The sequence below is a fragment of the Sphingobacterium sp. UBA5789 genome (genome assembly GCF_002418355.1).
In the GTDB taxonomy this organism is placed as follows: domain Bacteria; phylum Bacteroidota; class Bacteroidia; order Sphingobacteriales; family Sphingobacteriaceae; genus Sphingobacterium.
On sequence record NZ_DIDX01000007.1, the window covers coordinates 114947 to 140590 of the forward strand.

The 25644-nt window shown below is 38.3% G+C and carries 27 protein-coding genes and 1 tRNA gene; 6 read left to right on the forward strand and 22 right to left on the reverse strand.

Going from position 1 to position 25644, the window contains the following annotated elements:
* Positions 1-13: 13 nt before the first annotated feature.
* The 5 genes from glgB to B4B65_RS17885 all read right to left on the reverse strand — a co-directional run bounded on the left by glgB (position 14) and on the right by B4B65_RS17885 (position 7493).
* Positions 14-1978 carry a 1,4-alpha-glucan branching protein GlgB gene (glgB, locus tag B4B65_RS17865; protein ID WP_293917500.1) on the reverse strand — a complete coding sequence of 655 codons (1965 nt, stop codon included), beginning with the start codon at positions 1976-1978 and terminating at the stop codon, positions 14-16.
* A 17-nt stretch (positions 1979-1995) separates the two neighbouring features.
* Positions 1996-4452: a glycoside hydrolase family 31 protein gene (locus B4B65_RS17870; protein WP_293917502.1), complete on the reverse strand. Its 2457-nt coding sequence runs from the start codon at positions 4450-4452 to the stop codon at positions 1996-1998.
* A 125-nt stretch (positions 4453-4577) separates the two neighbouring features.
* A complete protein-coding gene (locus B4B65_RS17875; RefSeq protein WP_201678709.1) occupies positions 4578-5498 on the reverse strand; it encodes a YARHG domain-containing protein in 921 nt (306 codons plus the stop codon).
* Positions 5499-5551: 53 nt separating this feature from the next.
* Positions 5552-6121, reverse strand: a complete 570-nt coding sequence (locus tag B4B65_RS17880; protein ID WP_293917505.1) for a DUF2306 domain-containing protein — start codon at positions 6119-6121, stop codon at positions 5552-5554.
* A gap of 124 nt (positions 6122-6245) precedes the next feature.
* A complete protein-coding gene (locus tag B4B65_RS17885; protein ID WP_201678707.1) occupies positions 6246-7493 on the reverse strand; it encodes an ABC transporter permease in 1248 nt (415 codons plus the stop codon).
* A gap of 182 nt (positions 7494-7675) precedes the next feature.
* Between B4B65_RS17885 and queA the strand changes: the two genes are divergently transcribed.
* Entirely contained in the window at positions 7676-8725 is a 1050-nt protein-coding gene (queA, locus tag B4B65_RS17890; RefSeq protein ID WP_003001878.1) for a tRNA preQ1(34) S-adenosylmethionine ribosyltransferase-isomerase QueA, read from the forward strand.
* Between the two features lie 87 nt (positions 8726-8812).
* Entirely contained in the window at positions 8813-9520 is a 708-nt protein-coding gene (locus B4B65_RS17895) for a 2-C-methyl-D-erythritol 4-phosphate cytidylyltransferase (RefSeq protein ID WP_293917510.1), read from the forward strand.
* Here B4B65_RS17895 and B4B65_RS17900 read toward each other — a convergent pair.
* The 9 genes from B4B65_RS17900 to B4B65_RS17940 all read right to left on the reverse strand — a co-directional run bounded on the left by B4B65_RS17900 (position 9517) and on the right by B4B65_RS17940 (position 16246).
* Positions 9517-9669, reverse strand: a complete 153-nt coding sequence (locus B4B65_RS17900) for a lmo0937 family membrane protein (RefSeq protein ID WP_003001870.1) — start codon at positions 9667-9669, stop codon at positions 9517-9519. The genes B4B65_RS17895 and B4B65_RS17900 overlap by 4 nt on opposite strands.
* Before the next feature lie 99 nt (positions 9670-9768).
* Positions 9769-10533: an MBL fold metallo-hydrolase gene (locus tag B4B65_RS17905; RefSeq protein ID WP_293917513.1), complete on the reverse strand. Its 765-nt coding sequence runs from the start codon at positions 10531-10533 to the stop codon at positions 9769-9771.
* Positions 10530-10802 (reverse strand): hypothetical protein, encoded by a 273-nt coding sequence (locus B4B65_RS17910; protein ID WP_201678704.1) that lies wholly within the window; start codon positions 10800-10802, stop codon positions 10530-10532. The genes B4B65_RS17905 and B4B65_RS17910 overlap by 4 nt, the downstream gene beginning before the upstream one ends.
* Before the next feature lie 71 nt (positions 10803-10873).
* A complete protein-coding gene (locus B4B65_RS17915; RefSeq protein WP_293917517.1) occupies positions 10874-11872 on the reverse strand; it encodes a glycosyltransferase in 999 nt (332 codons plus the stop codon).
* A 4-nt stretch (positions 11873-11876) separates the two neighbouring features.
* Positions 11877-12827, reverse strand: coding sequence for a glycosyltransferase family 2 protein (locus B4B65_RS17920; protein ID WP_115169145.1), 951 nt, complete (start codon positions 12825-12827; stop codon positions 11877-11879).
* Positions 12828-12861: 34 nt separating this feature from the next.
* Positions 12862-13512, reverse strand: a complete 651-nt coding sequence (locus tag B4B65_RS17925; protein ID WP_293917524.1) for a DUF4199 domain-containing protein — start codon at positions 13510-13512, stop codon at positions 12862-12864.
* 3 nt (positions 13513-13515) lie between these two features.
* Positions 13516-14184 carry a hypothetical protein gene (locus B4B65_RS17930; RefSeq protein WP_293917526.1) on the reverse strand — a complete coding sequence of 223 codons (669 nt, stop codon included), beginning with the start codon at positions 14182-14184 and terminating at the stop codon, positions 13516-13518.
* Between the two features lie 6 nt (positions 14185-14190).
* Entirely contained in the window at positions 14191-15456 is a 1266-nt protein-coding gene (locus tag B4B65_RS17935) for a dihydroorotase (RefSeq protein WP_293917529.1), read from the reverse strand.
* Between the two features lie 223 nt (positions 15457-15679).
* Entirely contained in the window at positions 15680-16246 is a 567-nt protein-coding gene (locus B4B65_RS17940) for a UbiX family flavin prenyltransferase (protein WP_003001849.1), read from the reverse strand.
* A 349-nt stretch (positions 16247-16595) separates the two neighbouring features.
* On the opposite strand from B4B65_RS17940, the gene B4B65_RS17945 reads away from it, so the two are divergent.
* Positions 16596-17246, forward strand: coding sequence for an ankyrin repeat domain-containing protein (locus tag B4B65_RS17945; protein ID WP_293917532.1), 651 nt, complete (start codon positions 16596-16598; stop codon positions 17244-17246).
* A gap of 3 nt (positions 17247-17249) precedes the next feature.
* Here the strand turns inward: B4B65_RS17945 and B4B65_RS17950 are convergent, their stop codons facing one another.
* The 3 genes from B4B65_RS17950 to ribD are packed head-to-tail and all read right to left on the reverse strand — an operon-like array spanning position 17250 to position 19851.
* Positions 17250-17471, reverse strand: a complete 222-nt coding sequence (locus B4B65_RS17950) for a hypothetical protein (protein WP_003001842.1) — start codon at positions 17469-17471, stop codon at positions 17250-17252.
* The gene (locus B4B65_RS17955; protein ID WP_293917537.1) at positions 17468-18766 is read right to left on the reverse strand and encodes a DUF2851 family protein; all 1299 of its coding nucleotides are present in this window, start codon (positions 18764-18766) and stop codon (positions 17468-17470) included. Before B4B65_RS17955 ends, B4B65_RS17950 begins: the two co-directional genes overlap by 4 nt.
* A 32-nt stretch (positions 18767-18798) precedes the next feature.
* Positions 18799-19851, reverse strand: coding sequence for a bifunctional diaminohydroxyphosphoribosylaminopyrimidine deaminase/5-amino-6-(5-phosphoribosylamino)uracil reductase RibD (gene ribD, locus B4B65_RS17960; protein WP_293917539.1), 1053 nt, complete (start codon positions 19849-19851; stop codon positions 18799-18801).
* Between the two features lie 70 nt (positions 19852-19921).
* Here ribD and prmC point away from each other — a divergent pair, with 70 nt between their 5' ends.
* Both prmC and B4B65_RS17970 read left to right on the forward strand, forming a co-directional pair.
* Positions 19922-20779, forward strand: a complete 858-nt coding sequence (gene prmC / locus B4B65_RS17965; RefSeq protein ID WP_293917541.1) for a peptide chain release factor N(5)-glutamine methyltransferase — start codon at positions 19922-19924, stop codon at positions 20777-20779.
* Between the two features lie 138 nt (positions 20780-20917).
* A tRNA-Lys gene (locus B4B65_RS17970) sits at positions 20918-20990 on the forward strand.
* A gap of 272 nt (positions 20991-21262) precedes the next feature.
* On the opposite strand, the gene B4B65_RS17975 is transcribed toward B4B65_RS17970, so the two are convergent.
* The 4 genes from B4B65_RS17975 to B4B65_RS17990 form a co-directional block, all read right to left on the reverse strand.
* The gene (locus B4B65_RS17975; RefSeq protein ID WP_293917544.1) at positions 21263-21478 is read right to left on the reverse strand and encodes a hypothetical protein; all 216 of its coding nucleotides are present in this window, start codon (positions 21476-21478) and stop codon (positions 21263-21265) included.
* The gene (locus tag B4B65_RS17980; RefSeq protein WP_293917546.1) at positions 21468-22307 is read right to left on the reverse strand and encodes a class I SAM-dependent methyltransferase; all 840 of its coding nucleotides are present in this window, start codon (positions 22305-22307) and stop codon (positions 21468-21470) included. The genes B4B65_RS17975 and B4B65_RS17980 overlap by 11 nt, the downstream gene beginning before the upstream one ends.
* Positions 22308-23203: 896 nt before the next feature.
* Positions 23204-23950: a hypothetical protein gene (locus B4B65_RS17985; protein ID WP_293917548.1), complete on the reverse strand. Its 747-nt coding sequence runs from the start codon at positions 23948-23950 to the stop codon at positions 23204-23206.
* Positions 23951-24145: 195 nt separating this feature from the next.
* Positions 24146-24478: a DUF4377 domain-containing protein gene (locus B4B65_RS17990; protein ID WP_293917550.1), complete on the reverse strand. Its 333-nt coding sequence runs from the start codon at positions 24476-24478 to the stop codon at positions 24146-24148.
* Between the two features lie 395 nt (positions 24479-24873).
* Here B4B65_RS17990 and B4B65_RS17995 point away from each other — a divergent pair, with 395 nt between their 5' ends.
* Entirely contained in the window at positions 24874-25296 is a 423-nt protein-coding gene (locus B4B65_RS17995) for a VOC family protein (protein WP_293917552.1), read from the forward strand.
* A gap of 46 nt (positions 25297-25342) precedes the next feature.
* Here the strand turns inward: B4B65_RS17995 and B4B65_RS18000 are convergent, their stop codons facing one another.
* The gene (locus B4B65_RS18000; protein WP_293917554.1) at positions 25343-25621 is read right to left on the reverse strand and encodes a hypothetical protein; all 279 of its coding nucleotides are present in this window, start codon (positions 25619-25621) and stop codon (positions 25343-25345) included.
* Positions 25622-25644: the final 23 nt, after the last annotated feature.

Genomic DNA, 25644 nt, shown 5'->3' on the forward strand with positions numbered 1-25644 from the left:
GAAATTAAAAAAATCAAACAACCGGACTTCTTGAAGACAACATTTTAGCTATTGGAGCATCTTTGACAACAGTTTTTCTTTTCAGCGCTACTCCGCATAAAGGAGGAAGATCCACCGTAATAGAATACAACTGTCCCATCCAGGAAAGGTGCTCCGAAGCTGTTGTATGCACGGAAGCTCCGCTTCCAAAATATTTAAGGTCGTCCGAATTGAGAACAACTTCCCATTCTCCGGCCAATGGCACACCTATACGGAATGCCGGTCTGACCACTGGTGTCAGATTCAGGACAACAAGGATCTGATCTTCCTCGTCATAACCCTTACGAGCATATACAAAGACAGACTGATCTGCATCCCCTAATTCTATCCAATGAAATCCGGAATGCTCAAAACTTCGTTGATACAAGGCGGAATGATTTTTATAAAAGGCGTTCAGGTCTGCTACAAATGATTTCATTCCCTTATGTGGAGCATAATCCAACAGATGCCAGTCCAGCGACTGCTCTACATTCCATTCCTGCGTCTGTGCAAACTCATCTCCCATGAACAGGAGCTTGGTACCACTGAATGTGAACATGTACAGATATAATGCACGTAGATTGGCAAATTTCTGCCATTCATCACCTGGCATTTTATAAATCAGAGACTGCTTGCCATGCACTACTTCATCATGTGAAAGTGGCAACATAAAATTTTCATGATAAGCATATACTGTAGCAAATGTCATCTTATGGTGATGATATTTTCGGTTTACAGGATCTTCTTTAAAATAACTCAGAGTATCATGCATCCACCCCATCATCCATTTCATCCCAAACCCCAGACCTCCGGTATACGTAGGTCTGCTGACACCTGGCCAGGAGGTAGATTCTTCAGCAATGGTCTGCACATCAGGAAAGTGGCTGTAAACAGCCTCATTAAATTCTTTCAGAAAATCTACGGCTTCCAGATTTTCCCTTCCGCCAAATTCATTCGGTATCCACTCCCCTTCTTCTCTCGAATAATCCAGGTAAAGCATAGAAGCTACAGCATCCACACGTATACCATCAATATGAAACCGTTCCAGCCAGTAAATCGCATTACTGATCAGAAATGCCCGTACTTCATTTCGGCCGTAATTAAAAATATGAGACTTCCAGTCCGGATGGAATCCTTTACGCGGATCTTCATGCTCATACAAATGTGTTCCATCAAAACGGTGTAGTCCGTGACTATCTCCCGGATAATGGGAAGGCACCCAGTCCATAATAACCCCGATACCGCTTTTATGCAACTGCTCAATCAGGTACATCAAATCCTGCGAACTTCCGTATCTCGATGAAGCAGCATAATAACCGGTGATCTGATACCCCCATGAAGGGTAATACGGATGCTCCATGACAGGAAGAAATTCGACATGGGTAAATCCCAATTCTGTAATGTATGGAACCAGCTTATCAGCAATCTCTCTGTAATTCAGCAAACGAGCCGGATCTTCAGGATCTCGCATCCAGGATCCTAAATGCATTTCGTATACCGAAAAAGGCTGATTAAGTCCGTTATTTACATATCGTTTCTGCATCCAGTCCTCATCATCCCACTCATACCAGTTAGTCGATACAACAGAAGCTGTACTTGGCGGTATTTCCCATTGTAAAGCATAGGGATCACCTTTTTCGAGGATTTCTCCGGAATTTGCTTCTATATGATATTTATAAACCTCACCGTTTCCTATTTTGGGAATAAAACCTTCCCATATTCCGCTGCCGTCCCAACGCACAAATAAGCTGTGGCTATGGGGATTCCAGCCGTTAAAGTTTCCGATAACGGATACCTTACGGGCATTTGGAGCCCAGACGGAAAAATACACACCCTCTACATGACTTACCGTAAGTACATGGGATCCGAATTTTTCATAGAGCTTATATAGCTTTCCTGCACGAAACAGGCTGACATCATAGTTCGTAAACAGCGAATAAACTTCTACCGGTTGGCTCATAATCAGTTTGGATTACATTATTGAATAATCAATTTTCTAAATTCTTTTTCAACTATTACAAAAAGACGGTTTTCACTGTCCCTTTGTATTTTGATCTCCAGTCCATCCTGAATAACTGATACGGGCTCCTGAGGTAATCCTATTAAATAGATGTGAAAATCATCGAACCGTTCAGAGTGTAATCCTTCTACATGTTGTGTAATGGTCAGCAAAGATTGTGTACCGTCAACTATAAAATGTTTTTCAGAATAAATATTCTGCTCATAAGCGAAAGTATCACCATGATCCGCATAGATATAAGAATCTTCTTCTCCTGCTGTATAATAGACATTCAGTTGAAGGTGTTCGAGTTTTTTCTCTCCTGTATACTGCATCACAGGATATTCGGGGATCACACTTCCTGCTTTGATAAATACCGGCATTTCATCAAGCGGAGTCTCAATATTATACTCCTGTCCTCCTGCAAATCCAGTGTTATCAAAATAATAGTACCAGTTTCCTTCCGGCAGATAGACGATTTTTTCTTTCTGACCGGGATGGAGAACCGGAGAAACCAGAATCTTATCCCCAAAAGCAAATTCCTCCTGACGTTGCAGATTTTTAGGAATATGCTGTTCCAGCATCGATACCGGTCTCAGTATTGGAAGACCATACTTATGCTGTTCCCAAAACACGGAATATATATAAGGCAATAACTTATATCTTAATTCAATAAATTTCTTATTGATCTTTTCCCAGTCTTCACCGAAACTCCAGGGCTCACGGTCGCGCGTATCACCGGCAGAGTGTACCCTCATAAAAGGAGAAAATACACCAAACTGCATCCAGCGGGTATACAGTTCGCCATCAGGCTCTCCTGTAAATCCACCGATATCCGTTCCGCAGAAAGAAAGTCCCGATACGGACAGACGCTGCAATTGCAGTGTTCCTATCTTAAGATGTTCCCAGGTCGCAATATTATCTCCGGTCCATACAGATGAATACCGCTGTGTACCTGAGTACGCCGCACGTGTAATCGTGAACGGGCGTTTGTTCTGATAAAGTTTTTTGAGTCCGTCATATGTTGCACGAACCATTTGCATTCCATAGATATTATGAGCTTTACGATGTGATCCGCGATGTCCCTCATAATAATGACGTACATCATCCGGGAATGTACCTCTTCCGAATACTGCAGGCTCATTCATATCGTTCCAGAATCCGGCTACTCCATCCTCTACCAGACCTTTATAAAGTCCTCCCCACCACTCGCGTACACTTGGATTTGTAAAATCAGGAAACTGACAACGTCCCGGCCACACAAAACCCTCCATAAAATAGTCATCACCTCTGCGGCAGAAGTATTTTTTCTCTTGTCCCTCTTTAAATACCCAATAGCTATCATCCACCTTGATACCCGGATCAATCATCACAACAGTCTTAAAACCATTAGAAGCCAGATCTGAAATCATTTTCTTCGGATTTGGAAAGTAATGTTTATTCCAGGTAAAACAACGGTAACCATCCATATAATCTATATCAAGATAGATTGCATCACACGGAATATTTCGTTGTCTGAATTGTTTTGCAACTTCTCTCACCATATTTTCAGGATAATAGCTCCATCTACACTGGTGATAACCTATTGCCCAAAGTGGGGGCATATAATGCGTACCGGTAATACTATGATACCGCTTTACGACATCCATCATATGAGGACCATGGATATAATAATACTGCAGTTCACCTCCCTCAGACCAGAAACTGGTTCTTTCCTGATGTTCGGCTGCAAAATCAAAATATGTCTTGAATGTATTGTCGAAGAAAATACCATATGCATCCCCATCATTCACACCGATATAAAACGGAATCGTTTTATATAAAGGATCCTGATTAAAAGCATAAGAGTAGGTGTCCGAATTCCAGTTTTGTATCCGTCTGCCACGCAGATTAAGGTTTGTAGCCTTATCTCCTGCTCCGAAAAATACCTCCTGATCAAAAGCATGTTTGGTACAGTAGACATAGTACCCTCCAAAATCTGCATTCTCTTCCCAGTGCATGGAAGAATAATCTGCATTAACGATTTTACTGTTGTGATCTTCAAAAGAAATCAAAAAGTCTTTCTTCTGAATCTTACAACGGACCATATTTGTTTTGACGCAGTAAAAATTTTCATCTTCTTCAATATCGAAAAGCGCTGAGTGCTGATTGATATCTGAGATTGCGTATGAAAAGTCTTCCAGAAAAGATCCTTTTGGTGCCAGTCTGACACGAATGATCTCATCACTGACAACTTTTATCTCCACTTTTGCACTACCATCTGTAAAGACGTACCCGTCTTTCTGCTTCACATAAGATGTAGCTGCTCCCAGATATTTTTTTTCAATATGCGGTAAATCCAATACCGGATTATTAACATGATGAACATTTTCGTCCAGCGATGTTTCTGTGGCGGGACTTACCTCCAGTTCTTGTGGTATTTGATCTTCTTCCATGTATATGACAAACTATTATTAAAAATTGCTGTAAAAAAAATGCTGTTATTAAGATACGAGTAATTTCCTTAATAACAGCCACATTAACAATAAAATAATTTAACTCTGCATAATTGCTTCAGTCTTTACCGACCGAAGCTATCGTAGTTATCTTCTGCATATTTTTCAAACTTTTTCAACATCTGGATATTATCCTTTTCCAAAGATGACAGTTGAGAAGAGACATCATTCGAAACAGGAACATACCATTCTACAGGGTCAAAAAACTGACGTACACCTACTTTTGTAAATGCATACCCATGTCTGGCAAATATCGTATTGCGGATAATTTCCAGATCTAATTTTTTGAGATTTTTCAATTTAGCTTCCGTTAGCTTTTCTTTGGAGGCATTGATCTTATATACGACTGGTGAAGCTGCTCTATATAAAGTAGTGACATAGGAATAAGTGGTATCTCCGTCTAATTCCGTAATCTTCTCTTGTTTTGAATTACGCCAATCCACCAACTCCATCTCGTCAGGAAGCATCAGATTAGGGTTGTATGCAAATTGCTTTTTGAGCAACTTAAAGTTTCTCTTTTTTACTTTCACCGAATTATCAAATGCTTTCCAGCTTCCGATCAGAGTATCCCCTTTTACTTTAAATTCAAATCTTCCGTCAGATTTGTTATCTCCAGGCTCATCCAGTATAAAAGAAATATTTCCTCCATTATCTTCTATTTTCCCTATTACCGGACGCATATTACCTCTTACTATATTCTGTCCGAGTACAGTATCCGCTGTGATACGCTTAATAGTCAGGTTGATTTTAGGCAGATTATCCAATGATCGCAACAACTCTTCGTCCCCGGCTATCTGTGCAAATACATCATCATCGATCACAAAATCTCCAACCCAATTGCCATACAACTCTTTATGTATTTCTTCTGCCATCTTCACACTATCTTTACTTAATGATGAAGAAGTATCATTCTGGTTCTTTTTCTTGTCTTTACAGGATGCCATGACCAGCAATCCTACACAAGCGATCAACATTATTCTTTTCATAATTATATAGATTGAATTCATTTTTATTCAGGCAATGTGTGCTACCTGATATTTCATAATTTGTTAAATTTTCTGTAAATAAACCACTCCATTATCAACAAGTTTGGCACCCAGCCCAACCAGGCGATAATCTGATATACATCCATAGGATTGGGTTGAAAAAAATACACAATCACTACTTTCCAGTACCGCAATGTCAATGCTGAACAAGTGAGTGCAAAACTCCTGTACATAAATTTCTGATGACTGTGGACATTCCCTTTTCTAATGGTCAGTACAGCCATTAAGGTAAAGTAAAACCATAACAGTCCTAACAAAACAAATGCCACCTGTGCAGTAATGCCTCCGTTTGCATGCAAACCGATTAATATTCCGGAAGGAGCAGCCAGAAGTAAAATAATACTAACATACAGGTACCCCACAATCCTGTGAATCCTCGGGTAACGTAATAAAAAACGGGAATTGAATTGTGTAAAACCTGCAGGAAGGACCAAAATAGCAGAACATACATGCGTATAAAAGATATACTTATACCAGGAAACATGCTGAATTTCGGTTTGTTTGATTTGCAAAAAAGCAGCATCAAGTTCAAAAAAACGATATCTCCAGGTAATTTCTGCCATCAGATAGCAGCTATAACCAAATATGAATAGCCAAAATAACTGGATCGTCAGATTTTTATAGGATGTTTCCACTTCCTAAAAATAAGATTTTATCCAATTAAAAATGAATCAGGAAACTATTTTATTATTTACTTCGGATTGCCTCCACTGGATCCATATTGGCTGCCATAAACGCTGGAATCATACCTGATATCAATCCGATAAATGTGGAAAGAAAACAGGTAATAATAACCATCTTGAGACTCACCAGCACAGCAAAACCTGTAGCTAATTTAACCACAAATGCAATTCCATAGACCATGACAAGCCCCACAGCTCCACCAATAAGACAGAGTAAAATGGATTCGAAAAGAAACTGTGTAAGGATAAAATATTTTTTTGCTCCGAGCGCTTTTTGGATTCCGATCAGGTTGGTGCGCTCTTTGACACTTACGAACATGATATTGGCAATACCAAAACCTCCTACAAGGATTGAAAATATACCGATACAAAATCCGGCCAGATTGATTACGGTAAACATCTGATCCAGCTGGGCCGTAATCAGGGTTGTTTTATTAAGTGAAAAATCGTCTTCGCGTTGAGGAGCAATACGACGAATAGAGCGCATCAGGCCCTTCAACTCGCTTTCTCCTTCGTCCAGTGTGTAGGTTGGCTTGACTGTAATGACAATACTGGGATTATACTGCTCATAATTGGCAAGATTACGTCCCAGACTGAAAGGTATAAATGCAATATCGTCAGAGGAAGTATTGATCAGCATTCCGCTTCCTTCCTTTTTCAAAACACCTACCACAGTCAACTTACGTCCTAACAGGGAAATCTTCTGTCCCAACGCATTTCCGGAAGGAAACAACCCTTCGGCAATGGTTGCACCAAGCACCACGACCATCGAACCCACATTAGATTCTGTTTCTGTAAAATAGCGTCCTTCAATTATTTCAGCACTCTGTGTCTGATAATATTCATGTGTTGCAGCATTTACCGTAATATTAGTTGCACTGTTACTTTTGAATTTAGCTACGCTGTTACCGATATTAAAAACATAAGCAATATGTTCTGCGGTAGTCATTCTGCTCTTGAGCGCCAGATAATCATTATATTTCGGCTCCGGGCGATTGATATATTTCCACCAGGGAAAATCAGGACCTCCGTCCCATGGCCATTTGTCAACATATAATGTGCTGCTTCCTATTTTCCGAACGGATTCTTCAAGATTATTGCGAAGAGTATCTACGGCTGAAAAAACACCTATAATCGTCATAATACCTATAGTTACCCCCAGAAGGGATAAAAATGTCCGCGTCTTATTATCTTTAAGAGCGGAAATTGCAAAACCAAAACTTTCTTTAAGAAGTCTGAAAACGGTTATCATGTATGGCGTTAAAATCTATTCCGTAAATATAAACGAATAATTCCTGTAAAGGGGAATAATAATGTTGAAATATAATATTTTTAGTTCAGAAATGCTTAACTTTGTATGCTTTTTTAAATCCTTCTTTAAACGGAGCGGATTTGATGGCAAATCGTTATTTATTAAAATTTCAACAATAAAAAATGAAATTATCTCAATTTAAGTTCAATCTTCCAGAATCTTTGTTAGCATCTGAGCCTTCGGAACAACGTGACGAAGCACGCCTGATGGTACTTCACCGTGATAGCGGAAAAATAGAGCACAAAATTTTTAAAGATGTTTTAGATTATTTTGATGACAAAGATGTCATGATCTTAAACAATACAAAAGTATTCCCTGCTCGCATGTATGGTAACAAAGAGAAAACAGGGGCTACTATAGAGGTATTCTTACTTCGCGAGCTCAATAAGGAGTTGCGCTTATGGGATGTACTGGTAGATCCGGCTCGTAAGATCCGTGTGGGTAACAAATTGTACTTTGGTGATGATGATTTGTTGGTTGCTGAGGTCGTAGATAATACGACATCCAGAGGTCGTACTATCCGATTCCTGTTTGACGGTACAGATGAAGAATTCAGACGTAATATTGAGATTTTAGGAGAAACTCCTCTTCCGAAATACATCAAACGTAAAGCTACACCTGAAGACAAATACAGATACCAGACCATCTATGCAAAGAATGAAGGTGCTGTAGCTGCTCCAACTGCGGGTCTGCACTTTTCCAGAGAACTGATGAAACGTCTTGAATTGAAAGGTGTTGATTTTGCAGAAGTAACATTACACGTAGGTCTTGGTACTTTCCGTACTGTAGAAGTGGAGGATCTGACTAAACACAAAATGGATTCAGAGCAGTTTATCATTACGGAAGAAGCTGCACGTATCGTAAATAAAGGAATTGATAACAAAAGACGTGTATGTGCCGTAGGTACTACTTCTATGCGTGCGATCGAGTCTTCCGTATCTGCTGACAGACACCTGAAAGCTGCTTCTGACTGGACCAGTAAATTTATCTATCCTCCATACGATTTCAGCATTGCGAATTCTATGATCACAAACTTCCATACTCCGGAGTCTACATTACTGGTAATGATCGCTGCATTTGCGGGTTATGAAAATGTAATGAATGCTTATGAAGTAGCTGTAAAAGAAAAATACAGATTCTACAGTTACGGAGATGCGATGCTGATTATCTAATCGCATAAAATAATCTTATTCTGAAGCGCGAACAATATCAAACTGTTGTTCGCGTTTTTTATTTTTGTAGGAACAAAGTGTAGAAACATGGCTCAGCAATATGTTATAATAGTGGCAGGAGGTACAGGTAGCAGAATGAATCAGCTTTTACCAAAGCAATACCTGATTCTGGAGGATAAGCCTGTGCTTATGCATACTATTCAGGCTTTTTATACTTGTAAAACCAAGCCGCATATTGTGCTTGTCATCCATCCTGATATGGAGAGCTTATGGAAAGACCTGTGCAGGGACTACCATTTTGACATTCCTCATGATATTGTATACGGAGGGAGCACACGTTTCCAGAGTGTTCGTAATGGCCTTACTTATATCTGTACCCGTACGACACAACCTTCCGAACATCTTATTGCCGTACATGATGCGGCACGCCCCCTGATCCGTCCGGATATCATCGATCACGCTTATGAACTGGCTGCACTTAAACAGGCGGTAGTTGTAGCGGTAAAAAGCACAAATTCTATACGTTTGGAAAAAGAAAAAGATGGAAAACTGATCAATTCAGCCTATGACCGTGATCAGGTGTGGATGGTTCAAACGCCTCAGACGTTTAATGCGGAGCTACTTTTCAAGGCGTACCAGCAAAAGGAAAATGCTTTATTTACTGATGACGCTTCTGTGGTAGAACAATCAGGCCATCCGGTTACCTTACTGGAAGGACACCATTCAAATTTGAAGATAACCTATCCTGAGGACATCCAGATCGCCCAATTGTATCTTAATAATCTAAGGGGTTAAGCATTTCCTCTAATTATTCTCAATAAAATAACAATGATAGCTATCACCAGTAATGCGTGAATAATACCACCTGTATAATATCCTCCTATAAAGCTAATCGCCCAGATAATAACTAAAATGACCGCGATTAAATACAAAATGTTACCCATAATATTCTCCTTTAATTTTAAAATTTACATAAATAGACGTTTGTAATATTAAAACGCCACGATGTCAAAAAGGTTTGAATATGATGTTAAAAAATCCTGTTAAAGCTTAATAGAAAGCCCGTCGTAAGCCAATTGAATATGATCAGGGAGTTCTTTGGAAACCTCTTCATGAAGTCCCAGGCGATGACTGATATGCGTCAGATAGGTTTGTTTTGCATTTACTTTATTCGCAAATCCAATGGCTTCTTCCAATGTAAAATGAGAGATATGAGGTTCTTTTTGCAGGGCATTGATCACTAAATAATCGACCCCTTTCAATTTTTCAACCGATTCATCTGACACTGTTTTGGCATCCGTAATGTAGGCAAAATTATCTATACGATATCCAAGCACAGGCATTTTGAAGTGCATGACTTCTATCGGAATAATTTCTTTACCATACAAATGAAAGGATTGGCTGCCGTCAATTTCCCGAAGCTCTAATTGCGGAACTCCGGGATATTTGATATCGGAGAAAGCATAATAGAATTCACGTTTCAGGGCTTCGTGCAGCGCCTGAGTACCGTATATGGGAATAGACTGTTTCTGTTGATAATTAAATGCTCTCACATCATCCAGACCTGCAATATGATCTTTATGAGAGTGTGTCATCAAAATAGCATCGAGATGATTAACCTCTTCTCTCAGCATCTGATATCTGAAATCAGGTCCGGTATCGATTACAATATTATTTCCTTCAAATTCGATCATCACCGAAGAGCGCAACCGTTTATTGTGAGGATCAGCAGACTGACACACCTCACAATGGCACGCAATAACAGGGACACCCTGTGAAGTTCCGGTTCCTAAAAAAGTAATTTTCAAATCGATAATTTTGTTTGCCTGATTGCCTGATAAAGCGTCCGTTGCTTCTCATCTAATACAGCCTCATCTGCCGGAATTTCATGAAGAATCTGGATCAGAGACTGAATTTTGACCTCCAGATTTGAAAATTTGTTGACCACAATAACTTTCGAATGCTGAAGCACACAGGCTCCGGTACGAAAATTACCTTTTTCATAACGCAGTTTAAATCCAAACTCTTTAAACAATGCTTCTATCTTATCTAAACTATTTTGTGTAAAAGGCAGCAAAATGTACTGTTTTAAATGAACAAACCAAGTTAATAACCTTAAAGAAGAATTCAAAACGGAATCCCAACTTTCTATTTACGAACCAGTATGACTTCCCGGATATAGCTGTCAATAAATCCGCTTCCGTATGCTATCAATTGAGTAAATGCAGCAATCACACTTAAAAAGGCAACCTGCAGGCTTCTGGTGATATACAAGGCATGAAAAAAGAGAAGCAATGTATACAATCCCAATCCCCAATTGCCGATGGATGTGAGGAATAGAATAAGTCCTAATTTACCTACCAGCACAACATTCAGCAGATTCAGCAACACTAAAACGACTAAACCAACGACGAATAATGCAGGTAAAGCATGAACAGGTTTTAATTCTTTGGGGAATAATTTATAGATATCTATCCTCCCCTTTCCAAAGAAATTTGTCTGCTTGAAAAATTGCGAAAAGCTGGTTCTTCTTTTATGATAGACGTACGCTTCAGGAATCAGTCCTACCTTGAATCCCTGTTCAATCATACGGATACTGAATTCTATATCCTCTGATCTTCTGGCCAGTTTAAACCCACCTGTACGCACCCATACTTCACGTGAGATGCCCATATTGAAACTTCTCGGATTGAACTGACCGATGTGCTTTTTATTTCCGCGTATACCTCCGGTTGTAAAAGGACTGGTCATGGAATAACTGATGGCTTTCTGAACTGGGGTAAAAGATTCATGTGCGGCATCGGGCCCGCCAAAAGCATCGAAATGATCCCTTTGCAAACCAATGATCACCTCATGGAGATAATCGGAAGGTACAATAACATCGGAATCAAAAATGATAAAATAATCGCCCCTGGCTCGTTCAAAACCATAATTACGGGCAAATCCTTGCCCCTCATTAGGTTTGAAGTAATAATGTACATCCAGCTTATCCTGATAGCGTTCTACAATAGCTTTGGCATCCTTCTGCGAACCGTCTTCTACAATAATGACTTCAAAATGCTTATAACGCTGCCTTAGCAGCGAGTCGAGCAATTCGTCAATCTCTTGCGGACGATTGTATAAGGGAATGATAATGGAAAAGAACATGAGATTAGATTACCCGGTCTATCTGATATTTATTTCGTTCACTACCATTACGGGATACCAACTCAGCAATAAATCCGGTCAGGAATAACTGTGTACCGATTAAGATAGCGACCAACGATAAAAAGAACAAAGGCTGATCGGTAACATTGCGATACGGGGAATGATTCGCAATACTCATCAGTTTGTCCACGATAAGGTAAAAAGTAATAAAAATACCGATCAGAAAGCTGATCACTCCTATTGAACCAAAGAAGTGCATAGGTCTTTTACCGAATTTACCTACAAAATAGATGGATAACAGATCAAGAAAACCTTTGACAAACCTTCCAGGGCCGAATTTCGTGGTACCGTATTTACGGGGATAATGTTGTACAACCTGCTCTTGTATAGCTGAAAATCCAGCCCATTTTGCCAATACCGGAATGTAACGATGCATTTCACCGTACACTTCGATACTCTTAACAACATCTTTTTTATAAGCCTTTAATCCGCAATTGAAATCATGTAAATTGTCAATACCTGACATTTTGCGTGTTACGGCATTAAATAGTTTTGTAGGAACTGTTTTCGTCAGCGGATCATATCGTTTTTGTTTCCACCCGGACACAAGATCTGCATCCTGACGCATAATACGGTCATAAAGTTCCGGAATTTCGTCCGGACTGTCCTGCAGATCGGCATCCATAGTGATGACAACATCACCCTGAGCAGCGGCGAAACCTACATTCAATGCTGCAGATTTACCGTAATTCCTCCGAAACTTTACCCCTATGATATTATCGCTTCCTTCTTTAAGCCGCTCAATCACTTTCCAGGAGCTGTCATTACTCCCGTCATCAACCAGAATAATTTCATATGAAAAATTATTGGCCTGCATAACCCGATCGATCCAGGCGGTAAGCTCTGGCAACGATTCTTCTTCATTAAATAGTGGAACGACTACCGAAATATCCATTTTCTATGCTAAATATCTTAACTTTTTTATCGTATTAGTTGGGATTGTTCTGATCCGGCCATGCACCGTAATTTGCATTCGGATCGGTATTAGGGTCTACGTTAGGATGTTGCTGAAAAAAAGGTTTTTCTTTCTTTAAAATAGCAGCCAGAATCAGAGCCAAGACAAAATAGAAGATCATCATGATAGCTAATCCTTTGAAAACTTGCCAGAACGATATTGTTGAAATTCCAGCTTTCAGTTCATCCAGTTTTGCAATAGCTTCGTCTATCTGCGTTTCTGTGGCACCTGATTTCTCCATCATTTCGATAGTCAGGTTACTGGTATTATTGATTACTTCTTCCTGAAGAGTAGGTTCGACAAATTTTGTAAAGGCAAAAGAACCAACTGAAGAAATAAGAGCAGCAACAGCAAACATAATGAAGATCTTTTTCAAGGCTTCAGAAAATGACCAGTATCCGCCTATACTCTTTCTGATACTCAGTGAAAATAGCACTGCTACAACAACAATAATTAATGATTGCAATACTGCAGAAACGCCATACAGCACCACTAAGGAAGTCGTACTTTTAGAAATGTACATAATTACAATACCCAGCACAAAAGCAATAATACCCAAGTATAATCCATAGGTTATGCTCTGCTTTTTACTATCTGGTTCTTGAAGTGAAAGTTGGTCGGTCATAATTTATTTGTTATAGTTAATAATAATCTGATAAAGAGCTGAATCAAGCGATTTGTTTAAAGCAGCACTTTGATATTCTTCCCATTGTTTTTCAGACGGATTTGCTTCGGAAAAGAAACTCATCATAGGGTAAAATACTTCGTACAATTCGTCCTGATTATCTACTGTTTCGGCAATTTTTGCAATCTCAGCATAACTGCTGTCCACCAGGATCTGATTAGCAATCACCTTTTCATAAATACGATGCTCATCCTGAAATTCATCTTCATCTACAAGAAGGAATTCTTTTAAATAATCCTCCAATTCCGGCTCAATTTCATCATCAGCACACTCACGAAGATAAAGAAAAATATTAAGTAATTCAGTTCCTCTGTCGATGGTCTGATCTTCTATACTTTCCCATTCCGGCGAATCCAGATAATCTTCTTCCAGCTTCTGTACATCTTCAGAGAAGAAGTTCATCAGCAACAGATCGAAGCAGACTTCTCTCAATTCATCAAAACGCATATGATCGTCAAAAGCAGCATCCAACAGATCTACTTTTTCCAGAAAAGGTTTCTGGGCATCAAAAGCCAGATGAAGCTGGCTCAACAATTCCTGATGATCATGACCTTCGTTGGCAGCATAGGTCTCCAGACCTTGCGTCACTGCACGAGCTATTTTAACATTCATAATTGATTAATTTTTAAATATTTTACCATTATTCAATACCAGTAATACTTTACCTGTCATTTCCTGTCCGAGGAAAGGAGAATTGTCAGATTTGGATTTATTTTGTACGGTATCAAATGTCCATTTTTGTTTTGTATCAAACAATACGATGTTCGCTACCTCTCCCTCTTGCAGTACAGGAACAGCCAGACCTAAAACCTCACGCGGACCTATTGCCAGTTTATCAACAATAACCTCCTCGTCTAATCCAGCCTGTACAAGTAATGGCAGAACGGTTTGCAAACCTATAATACCATTTTTAGCGATATGGAATTCTACTTTTTTATATTCGACCTCCTGAGGTGTATGTTGAGATACAACAGCATTGATTACGCCATCTTTCAGTCCTTTTAGTAACGCTTTAATATCCTGTTTGGTACGTAGCGGAGGGTTTACCTTATAGTTACTGTCAAATCCTTCCACTTCCTTATCCGATAACACAAGATGATGTGCAGCTACATCACAAGTCACTTGCTGCCCTTTTGCTTTTGCCTTCTTAATGAGGTCAACTGCTTCAGCAGTACTGATTGTAGAGAAATGTATCGGCGATTCATTATACTCAGCAAGATAAAGATCACGGGACAGCATCAATGATTCTGCGAGATTAGGAATTCCTTTCATACCCAGATAGGTACTTACTATTCCTTCATTCATCTGATTTCCGCCTGCCATAGATTCGTCTTCCGGATGTGATATGATCAAGCCGTTGAATCCTTTAGAATACAACAGAGCACGACTCATCAGACCAGCTTGTTGTACGCTTCTGTTGCCGTCACTAAAAGCTATTGCACCAGTTTGTTGCATATCATACAATTCTGCAAGCTCTTTACCTTCACGTTTCTTACTGATAGCTCCCACCGGATATACATCTACCAGATTTCCTTTTGCAGCATTGATTACCAGCGCTACTTCAGAACGGCTCTGTATAGCAGGTTCTGTATTGGGCTGAACAGCCACTCCTGTAAATCCTCCGGCAGCAGCAGCAGCTGTACCGGTCTGTATATCTTCTTTGGTTTCCAGTCCGGGTTCTCCGAAATTAACGTTAAGGTCAAAAAAACCAGGTGCTAAAAATGCTCCTTTTGCATCTACTACCGTAGCTGCAGCATCCGGTTTCTTTATTTTTTTCCCGATCTGTACGATCTTACCATTCTCAATCAATACATCCACCTCTTTGCGGTGATGCTCGTTTCCTGGCAAAATAACAGTTGCAGAAGTGATTAATAATGTACTCATGAAATTAAAATCTATTTGCTTGATGAAGTCCTGTTAAACATACAACACCTGACCTGAACATCATTTGTTTTAAACAACCATACATAAAATAAAAAATGGATTTTTCTTTTGAAAAATAAAAGAAAGGAAGATAACAAACAGTTGTAGCGAGGTGCTGCGTCATTTAGAAAACAAATGTACAAAATACTATTAAAAGAGCTACTATTGCAGGAATATTATCTGCTTATTTTTTTGTCCCCCACTGATAAGATTCCACAACGATTCCGGCCAGAGACAAGGCTCTGTCAACCACTGTCCGTGCCAATTCTTCAAAATCTTTTGGAAGACTGTAATAAGACGGACTGGCAGGGCATATAATACCTCCTGCATCGGTCACAGCCAGCATATTCTGCAAATGGATTTTACTTAAAGGTGTTTCTCGTGCAATCAGGATAAGTTTACGGCGCTCTTTAAGTATGACGTCTGCGGCACGTGTCGTCAGATCCGAAGAAGTACCATGCGCTATGCGTGCTAAAGTCCCCATAGAGCAGGGACAAATGATCATGGTCTCAAATCTCGCAGAACCAGAAGCAAAAGGTGCATAAAAATCATTTTTACTATAAAATGTAAAAGGATAATCTTCATAGGCTGTATTCTGCAATTCGTACTTCCACACATCTTTAGCATTATCAGACATTACTACTCCTATCTCTTCAAACTGATCTTTGATCCTGACCAGCGTATCCAATAATACTTTAGCATATATAGAACCACTGGCACCAGTAATCGCCACCACTATTTTATTTGACATGGTCTTTTCTATTAAATTGAAACACAAAGCTAAAAAAAAGGGTCGAATAAGAAATATTCGACCCTACATCTACCTATGAAAAACATGCCCTTGGGGAGGGCCTATACAAATGTACTTTAATTGTGGATGATTCAAAATTTTTTTAATCTTAAATTATTAAAATGTAGCCGTATAACTACAACCCTATAAATATTGTTGTATAGGTAAAAAGATACATATGTATAACAAAATCAAAATCGGAATCAATCAACCCGACCGGACAAAAAATATCCACACTTGGAATGTTATTAACATTTCATTTTATAATTAACAATTTTTTATTTATTTCGTATCATTAAATCAAGATTCAATGAGTTTATCGGTATTAGAAGAGTATATTGAAACGGGCAACTATCAGGATTTGGAACTACTGTTACGAAACGATCCGGATCTGGTAAAGCAGAATACCAGTCATGATATTTCACCTTTAATGCTGGCCTGCTACTACAATAAGACTCAAATCGTTCAAACCATCTTAAAATACATCACTTCGATCACGATTCACGAAGCCTGTGCAGCTGGTCTTACACAACATGTAGAAGCTATAATTTTACAGAAACCGGAAATCGTAGATGAACTTTCTTCTCAGGGGTTTACTCCTTTGGGGATTGCTACACACTTCTCCAGAGAGGATATTATACGTATTCTGCTGAAAAATCATGCTGATCCTAATATTCCTTCTCAGAACGGTTACAATGTATATCCGCTACATGCGGCACTCAATGCCAATAACAGTACAATAAGTAAAATGCTGATAGAGGCTGGTGCTTCTGTAAACGTTGCGCAATCATCAAGGATCACACCTTTGCATCTGGCAGCACAACACGGAAATATAGATCTGATTATCCTGCTTTTAGAAAACGGTGCGGATATTTCGGTAAGAAATGACATGGGACTTACAGCCTCCGACATGGCTGCTGATAAAGGATTTAAAGAAATATCGGAAATTCTTAAGGGATAACGATCAACTATCCCACAAATGCTTGCGCATTTTTTTTACGTAGGCACGAAAGTCAAGAAGCACACCTGCGAATAGATAAAAAAGAATCGGAAATCCTGCGCCAATGATCGTGGCATAGATAAAAAACAGCCTTAGTTTGGCGATAGAAATTGAGAATTTCTCACCTAAATAAGCACATACACCGAACGATTGCTGTTCAAAATAGTATAAAATCTTTTCTATCATGATCGTATGGGTTTTAATATCTGTAAACCTATCTGACAATCCAGGCATTTTTTAAGTGCACAATAATGAGACTTTAAATGTATTAATGCCTGCGAATCTGCTGCACACAATGCCGTAACTCCGATAGCGGCAAAACTCCTGACTATGGAATTCGATTCTGCTTCCATTTCCTCTAACCATTCCATAGCTTTACAAATGTACATCTCCTGATCAAAATATTTACCATACAAAAATAATAATTGCACAATACTATTGATAATCAGTGTTCTTGAGGCCATTTCACCCATTTTAGTAGTATGCCGCACAGCAGACTTTTGTAACGTGTAATGTCTTTCCCAAAATTCAGAAAGTTTTATCTTTTCAAATAATAACTTCAGGTCTGCCAGTGTTCCTAATGCTATAATATAGGAAAATAACCCTTCCTGCTGCCGGTAAAGCGAGACGAGTTGTGCAATTCGAAACGTGGGAAAATTATACGGCCGCATACGCATAAATTTCCAACGGTTTTTATCCATTTCCGGAAGTCCATGCAGCTTTCTAAGATACTGATATTCCCCGCGAAGGTTTTCTGCATAGCTGTCTTTGAAAACTTCACTTTCTCCTAAAAAGCCTGCTATTCCCAGAAACAATGCTTCTGATTTTATTAGATCATCCCTGTACTTATGAATCAGTTTAAAAGGGATAAGCTCCGCCAGTTCCTGAAAAGTATCTGCATTGACTTTTTGTCCGAAAGCTCGCGCAAGCATAACAAAAGCCATTTTTTCAAAATCACATCCATAGCCGGTAAATTGGTTTATCAGGAGATCAGACTTAACATGAAAACGCTCGACCGCCATCCGGGATAAATGCTGTCTCACCAACAGCGGATCTACATTGCTGATGTGCTTTTCACAAGGAATCCAGGCATTTGAATGGCCCATGATAATCTCATATTTTGTTATAAGATCGGATCTGATCAGAGGCTTAAGACATAATGTAGGAACAGCAGTACCGTCAGACCTGCTGACTTCCTCATCTCCATCCCATATAACGTGCAGAATAACATTGTCATAAGACTTATCCTTATCATGCCGGTGCTGATACCAGGCTTTATCAGTGACATGCAATTCAACATGACCATTCCATTCCTCTTTGCCAATTTTTATTTTAGCATGCAAAAAATCAGGCCCTGCATTCAGATTATAATGACCTACATCCTGTATCTTAATATCGTCTTTTTGAAGCGTTTGAAGATTATATTGGTCAAATAAACGAAACCGCCAGATGAAATGAAGTAATTTTTCCGGTATTCGCATACCTTAAAAATACACATTTCTTTAAAATAAAACTAATTTTTCTTTACAATTAAATAAAAATCATCAGAAGCCACAGTATGTTGTTCTTTCACCTGCCCTTCAATAACAGGTGCTTTTATGCCATCCTCCCATAATATCTTACTTTTGATCACTCTGGCTTCATCCCATAATCCTGCATCAATAAAGAGCTGAAGGGTCTTAGCACCTCCTTCTATAATAATAGACTGTATATCCATCAGATATAATTGATACAGAATATTCTGCGGCAGATATAAATCATAGTTTTCCAATTCGATATACTTGACACGTCCCTGCCAGTCGGTCTTCACTGCATTGAATACAATCGTGTCTGCATCTTCGGAAAAGATAGCTGCTGACTCTGGCACAGACAAATGCTTATCAATGAGAACACGTTTAGGATTACTTCCCTCCCATTCTCTCACTGTCAGTGAAGGATTATCAATCAGTGCGGTACGCGTACCTACCAGTATAGCATCTTCTTCTGACCTCCATTTATGTACAAGTTGCTTACTGGCTTCATTACTGATCCAGACTTGTTCGGATGTATTTTTTGCCATATATCCATCGGCTGTCTCTGCCCATTTGAGGATAACATAGGGTCTGTTCTTTTTGACTCGTGTAAAAAAACGTCTGTTTAGCCATAGTGCTTCCTTCTCTAACAAGCCGACTTCTACTTCTATTCCTGCCTCCTTCAAAATTCCGAGGCCTTTCCCATTCACCTGAGCGAAGGGATCCATACAGGCTATATAAACTTTCCTGAGATTGTGCTTTACAATGAGATTGGCGCAAGGAGGTGTTTTGCCAAAGTGTGCACATGGTTCCAGGCTGACATACATAGCGGATTCAGACAGTAAGCGGTCGGCAGAATCCGGATACTGATCCCTGACCTGTTGAATAGCGTTGACTTCTGCATGAGGTCCGCCATAAGGCGAGGTATAGCCTTCACCAATGATTTTATCCTCATGGACAATCACAGCTCCTACCATAGGATTGGGACTTACAGTACCCGCACCAAGTAGGGCGAGTTCCAGACATCTTTGCATGTATCGCTCTTGCATATTCATATACAAAAGTATCAATTAGATGGCAGATAACAGCTATATGGTTATTTAAGAATAATTGTATTTTTGAGCTATGAACTCACTTCAATACTATGAACAATACTTTACAGATCAATTGACAAAAATATATGATCTGGAAGAGGCTAAGTCTCTGTTTTTTCTGACCCTGGAGGAAGTGACAGGTATAAACAGATTGCAATACACTGTCCGGAACACTGAAGCAGTTGCCGAAGAACAAAAGATTCAGCTGGATCGTATACTACAGGAGCTGCTAAGACGTAAACCTATTCAACATATATTGAAAAAGGCTGATTTCTATGGTGAAGTATTTGAAGTCAGTGAGTTTGTACTCATACCGAGACCGGAAACCGAAGAATTGGTACACCTGATCATAGGGCACCACCGCTATTCCGCTGCTCCGCTAAAGATTATAGATATCGGCACTGGTAGTGGGTGCATCCCTGTTATACTGAAGAAGCATATGCCTTCTGCTCATGTCAGCGCATTGGACATTTCCAGAGAAGCGATTGCTGTGGCTAAGCGTAATGCTAAAAGTATGGAAACAGATATTCATTTTGTTAATGCTGATATTCTGGAATGGGAATACTTGTTCACAGCGCAAGTGTATGATGTTATTGTCAGCAATCCTCCCTATATCACCCCTAAGGAAAAAGAGGAAATGCATAGCAACGTACTGGAATTTGAACCGCATCTCGCTCTTTTCGTAGAGGAGAGTGCACCTCTGCTCTTTTATGAGACTATTGCTTCATTTGCTTTGGTTCATTTGAAACCCTCAGGTGATCTTTATTTTGAGATCAATCAGTACTATGGCCACGAAACGGCAGATATGTTACGAAAAAAAGGATTTTCAAGAGTAGAATTGATTAAAGATATGCATGGAGCAGACCGTATGATCCATGCACGCAGATAATTTTTCAAATTAATGTTTTTAGCTTTTAGGCAGTTACATGAAAAATCAAATTTTATTGCAGGCATTATTTGGAGGATATTAACAGAAATTCTATCTTTGCATCACTTTCAGAAACGGAAACGGTTCATAAAAAGAAAGGATTCCGTAGCTCAGCTGGTAGAGCAATACACTTTTAATGTATGGGTCCTGGGTTCGAATCCCAGCGGGATCACATCCAAACCTCTTCATGCAAATGAAGAGGTTTTTTGTTATATGCATGACTGAGATGAGAAGTTTATCCTGAGCATAGCGAAGGAAACTCCAGCGGGATCACAGAAGTTCAAAAGCCTTTCATTTCTGAAAGGCTTTTTTGTTTTTATGCTATTTGATTGTTAATAGAAGGGTTGGCTAATAAAAGCTATAAATGCAAAAGGCACCTAAGCCTCGGGCCAAATACACAAGACGTGCGCTATGAGAGGTTTCAATTGTATAATTTAGCTATCATTACCTGCTGTCATTTTTCTTTCTTACCCTTTCTTTCTTTAGGCTATAATTACACGCTCTGTTTTCTGTATATTCAATTTTATGTTCAGATAGAAGCTGTACAATTATTTTGTTTGTTTCATCTTCATCAAGTCCTATTTTTTCTCCGAGGTCAATTTCATTGAGTTGACCGTCATTTTCTATGAATGCTTTGTAATATTTTTCTTTATTTTCCATAATTATATCTTTTTTGCACAGCTATCATCATATGTGGACTAAAGGGTAAAAGATAGCTGTCGTTTTCAGTAACTTGAATAAGTTCCATTAATGTTCTTTGCTTTTTGTTATTCAGCATATTGGCAAAGTATTCTTTATCCAGCCATGCCATACCCTCAACCGCATACGTATTTAGATAGGTTAAGCCTTGATTTATAAATTCATCTTTGAGCTGTTCTGGCTTATGATAAAATGCTTCTGCTAAAAGCCAAGGGAAATCATCGGGCGGATTGTGCATACCTCTTATTAATTCTTCTTTGCACATTTCGAAAAATGGTTTTTTGTGAATTAAGCCATTTAAAAGACCAACCAATGTTGATGCCGTATAATTGATGGCAAAACCCAAAATAATCCCACCATTCTTTAAAACACGTTTAGCCTCACAAATAGCTAAATCTCTATCCTCCTTTTTTTGAAGATGATAAAGAGGGCCATGCAGTATGATTAGGTCTGCATAATTATCTGGAAATTCCAATTTCCGAGCTTCTCCTAAATGTACAGAAAACTTGCTCTTTAATCTATTCGCTCTGTTTTGGGCTATCTGTATATGTTTTGCAACTGGCTCTACCAGATGAACTTGGTGTCCTTTTTTAGCAAGCCATTCCGAATACTTTCTCGTACCGCCACCAATGTCTATTATTTTTGAAGATGAAGTTGGTATATATTTTTCTAAGAGTGATTTAATTCTTTCAAATTCAAATACTCCCATTCCTTTGTCAAGTCGAGTTTCTTCGGATGCTCTATTGTAAAATAGCTCTATATCTCTACTTATTAACTGTTTACTATTCATTTTTATTCATCGTATCATCATATTTGAAATGTTGAATACACCGCAAAAGTGATATGCAATCGATTTGATAATCGTTTGTTTTGTTTAAGATTAAGAAATAAGTCGACAGGATTATCTGTGCATTAAAAATCAAAAGATTTCAATGCGTTAATCACTCTGTTTTTAGAGTTGTCTTTCGAGTAAGACACAGATAATATGTTAGATATAGTATAACAGACCACAAAGATAGAAAATTTGGATTAATTTTTAACGGTGAATGGGCACAAATTCACTCCTGCTGTATCAAATGCTGTAAATCGAGGTCATTCTTGATACGCTCTATTTCACTTTCCATGATCTGGATAACGGTCGCTTTTTATGGCATCAATCTTCCAATAAGGAGTTCGAGTTTCGTACCAGCGGGGTCACAGAGAAAGCCTCCACTTTCGTTGAGGCTTTTACTTTTACAAGACATCCCAAAATTTGCACCAATTCCCTAAAAACAAGTGAGTAATTCGGTGAGTAAACTTAAAGGCTTCTATCCTACTCATTGAATACTATTTAATCATTTGACATTCCATCACTGAACATCTTGATGTTTGTATACGGCAAAGATTACTTCAGAGTGAGCGTGAGTAAGTATAATTATTGAAAAATAAGAACGAATAGGCCGTTAGCTTAATTGCATGTATTGGGTGAGTGATGGTTGTTCAATTAATTCACTTACTATTTATTGTGAAAGTGTTTTCTCTATTTTTTCGCCGTTTATTATGGTCCAACTACTCAATATTAACGTTTCATAGCTAGCCGAATGGGATAGGGATAAAACATGCCTATTTGCCCCTACAATTCTGAAGAATACTCCATACAAGTACTTCAGCTCATTTTTTTCAGATGCTTTTTAGAGCGATAGGTGTTTATCCATCATAATTCATTGCCGTTATTGTTTCGTTTTCAATTTCAATGTCCAAAATGTGGTCTTGAGAAAAATCGTCGCCGCCCGAAATTTCGGCATAAAGATTTCCGTTTTGTCCAACAATTATTCTTGATCTGTAAATTTCTAAAGTGTCATACCAATCTTTGTCTGCTTCTTCACCACTATCTTCACTTAATTCCTTGTTGTAAAATTCTATTAACTCTTTTTTGCAGTCGCCTAACCAAAAAATGTAGTCTATTATCTTGTCTGTTAAGTTTTCAAATTTATGTTCTCCATAAATGAATATTTCTACTTTATCGTTCTTAACTACCTTATTGAAAATAACAACATCTTTGTCAATAATTGCAACCTTGCTTTCTTCCGTTGTAGAAACTAAAAAATCAGTTATCAAAAGTTTAGTCCGCTCATTTTGCTCTCTAAACTTTCTGATATCCTTAATGATAAAATCATTTTTATGCGATTTGGCTTTTTCTTCCAACACATAAAGTTTAGACGTATTTTTTCGATCAGTCAAGTCAGTCACTGATTTAAAAATTTCGTAAGCTGATTGATGAAACCCTAACAAACTGTATAAATTTGAAAGTGTCAAGTCATCATTTTTTGTCCTGCTTGAACTTTGTAAGTCATAAAGTAAGTCATATAATTTTTCTACGCTTTCTTTTGAAGCATCAGATTTTCTGAATTCATTAGAAATTTCAATATAATCTTTCGTGAAATTTTTTTCCATATACTTCTTTCTGTTTTTAGGGTTGGTCTGAATTACCACTAACGGTCAGAGACTCGCCTAAAGCGGGGATTTTTAGTGCAAAAATTCAATAGAATTATGGCTATTGAACCTTGCACCACTTGTCACAACACTTCAGCAAATGCCCAATCAAAGTAATCCGTCCAACTATTGGAAAGACTCTTTTTGTGTGCAGTTTTATTTTTTAGTTTTACTTACCTGTTTAACTAATTTATATTTCACAGAGGAAGCATCGGCTGGTGGATTTTCTACTTTTTCTTCGGTGACTGCTAATTCATATTCATATCCCTTTTCGTAATTAAACCCTTCAATATCATCATAAAAAAGTTCCCATTCTTTTTGGTCTTTCATCCATTTTACCTGAAGACATTCTTTTTGCAAAACACCTGCATCACAATCTTTTGTGTCTGCTCCGATATAGATTGTTTTTTCGTTTGCTTTTTTTGTCAAATTACAGGCTGATAGCATTATTCCAATAATACTTATCATGATTAAAATTCTTTTTGTCATATTTATTTAATTTAAGTAGAAAATTTCATTAATTATTTGGCTTGTTGGGTTCTTGTAAAATTACCACTAAAGGTTCGGAAGCTTATCGAAAGTGAGGATTTTTAGCACTACATGTCCTAATTAGCTGCATAAAACAACACATAATAGAATATTCAAACTATGTATTTAATATACAACAAAATTTCAATACAAAAAATAAATTTACTTTTCAAAATATTTTTCACACACCATAAATTCCCTCTAGGCAATCGTCCTCTGTGACTTAATAAGTTAAAGCACGATCATCAACATGCTGATGCTTTCTAGAAAGGGCAATACACTTTAATGTATAGATCCTGGAGATAAATTTTGGTGTTAATTGTTATTTTTGATTATTAGTACTTATAAAAAATAGTATGTATCAACGGATTGCCCATATTGCCCTTGTTGTGCGTGATTACGACGAAGCTATTACTTTCTACACCCAAAAACTGGGTTTCAGATTGGTAGAAGATACTTCATTAGATGAGGAGAAACGATGGGTTTTGGTAGCACCTCCAGGTGCAAATGAATGTTGTCTATTACTGGCAAAAGCTGGCAATGAAAAGCAATCCGCTAGCATAGGCAATCAAACAGGCGGCAGGATATTCCTGTTTCTGTTTACAGATGACCTAGAAAGAGATTATGCACTTTATCAACAGCGTGGAGTCCGGTTTGTACGCCCTGTGAAAGAAGAACTATACGGCAAGGTGGCTGTTTTCGAAGACCTTTATGGCAATCAGTGGGATTTGCTTCAGCCTAACCTACAGAACAAAGCTAGCCAATTAAACAAAGGCTGATATTGACATATACAAAATTTAGAGATTATAAAGATATTCAGTTAATTTATTCTGATAATGCATGGATACATTGCTCTCTTATCTGCCAAAGTTCATCCAGTGAATAATTTACATCCTTATTTTCATTAAGCCAATTTCGTAAAAATGATTTGTGGATTTGGATTTTATGCTGATTTATTTCAGTGGGCTGAATTTCGGTTTCAAAGAGAAGATCATTTACAAAATCACCGGGTGAAGAATTTCGTTTGGTGAAATCAAAATAATGATCCTCATATTTTAAGTAAGTGTGCGCTTCAGGAATATACTCTATGTGTTTTTCCGACATGACACTTTCAATATGTTAATATT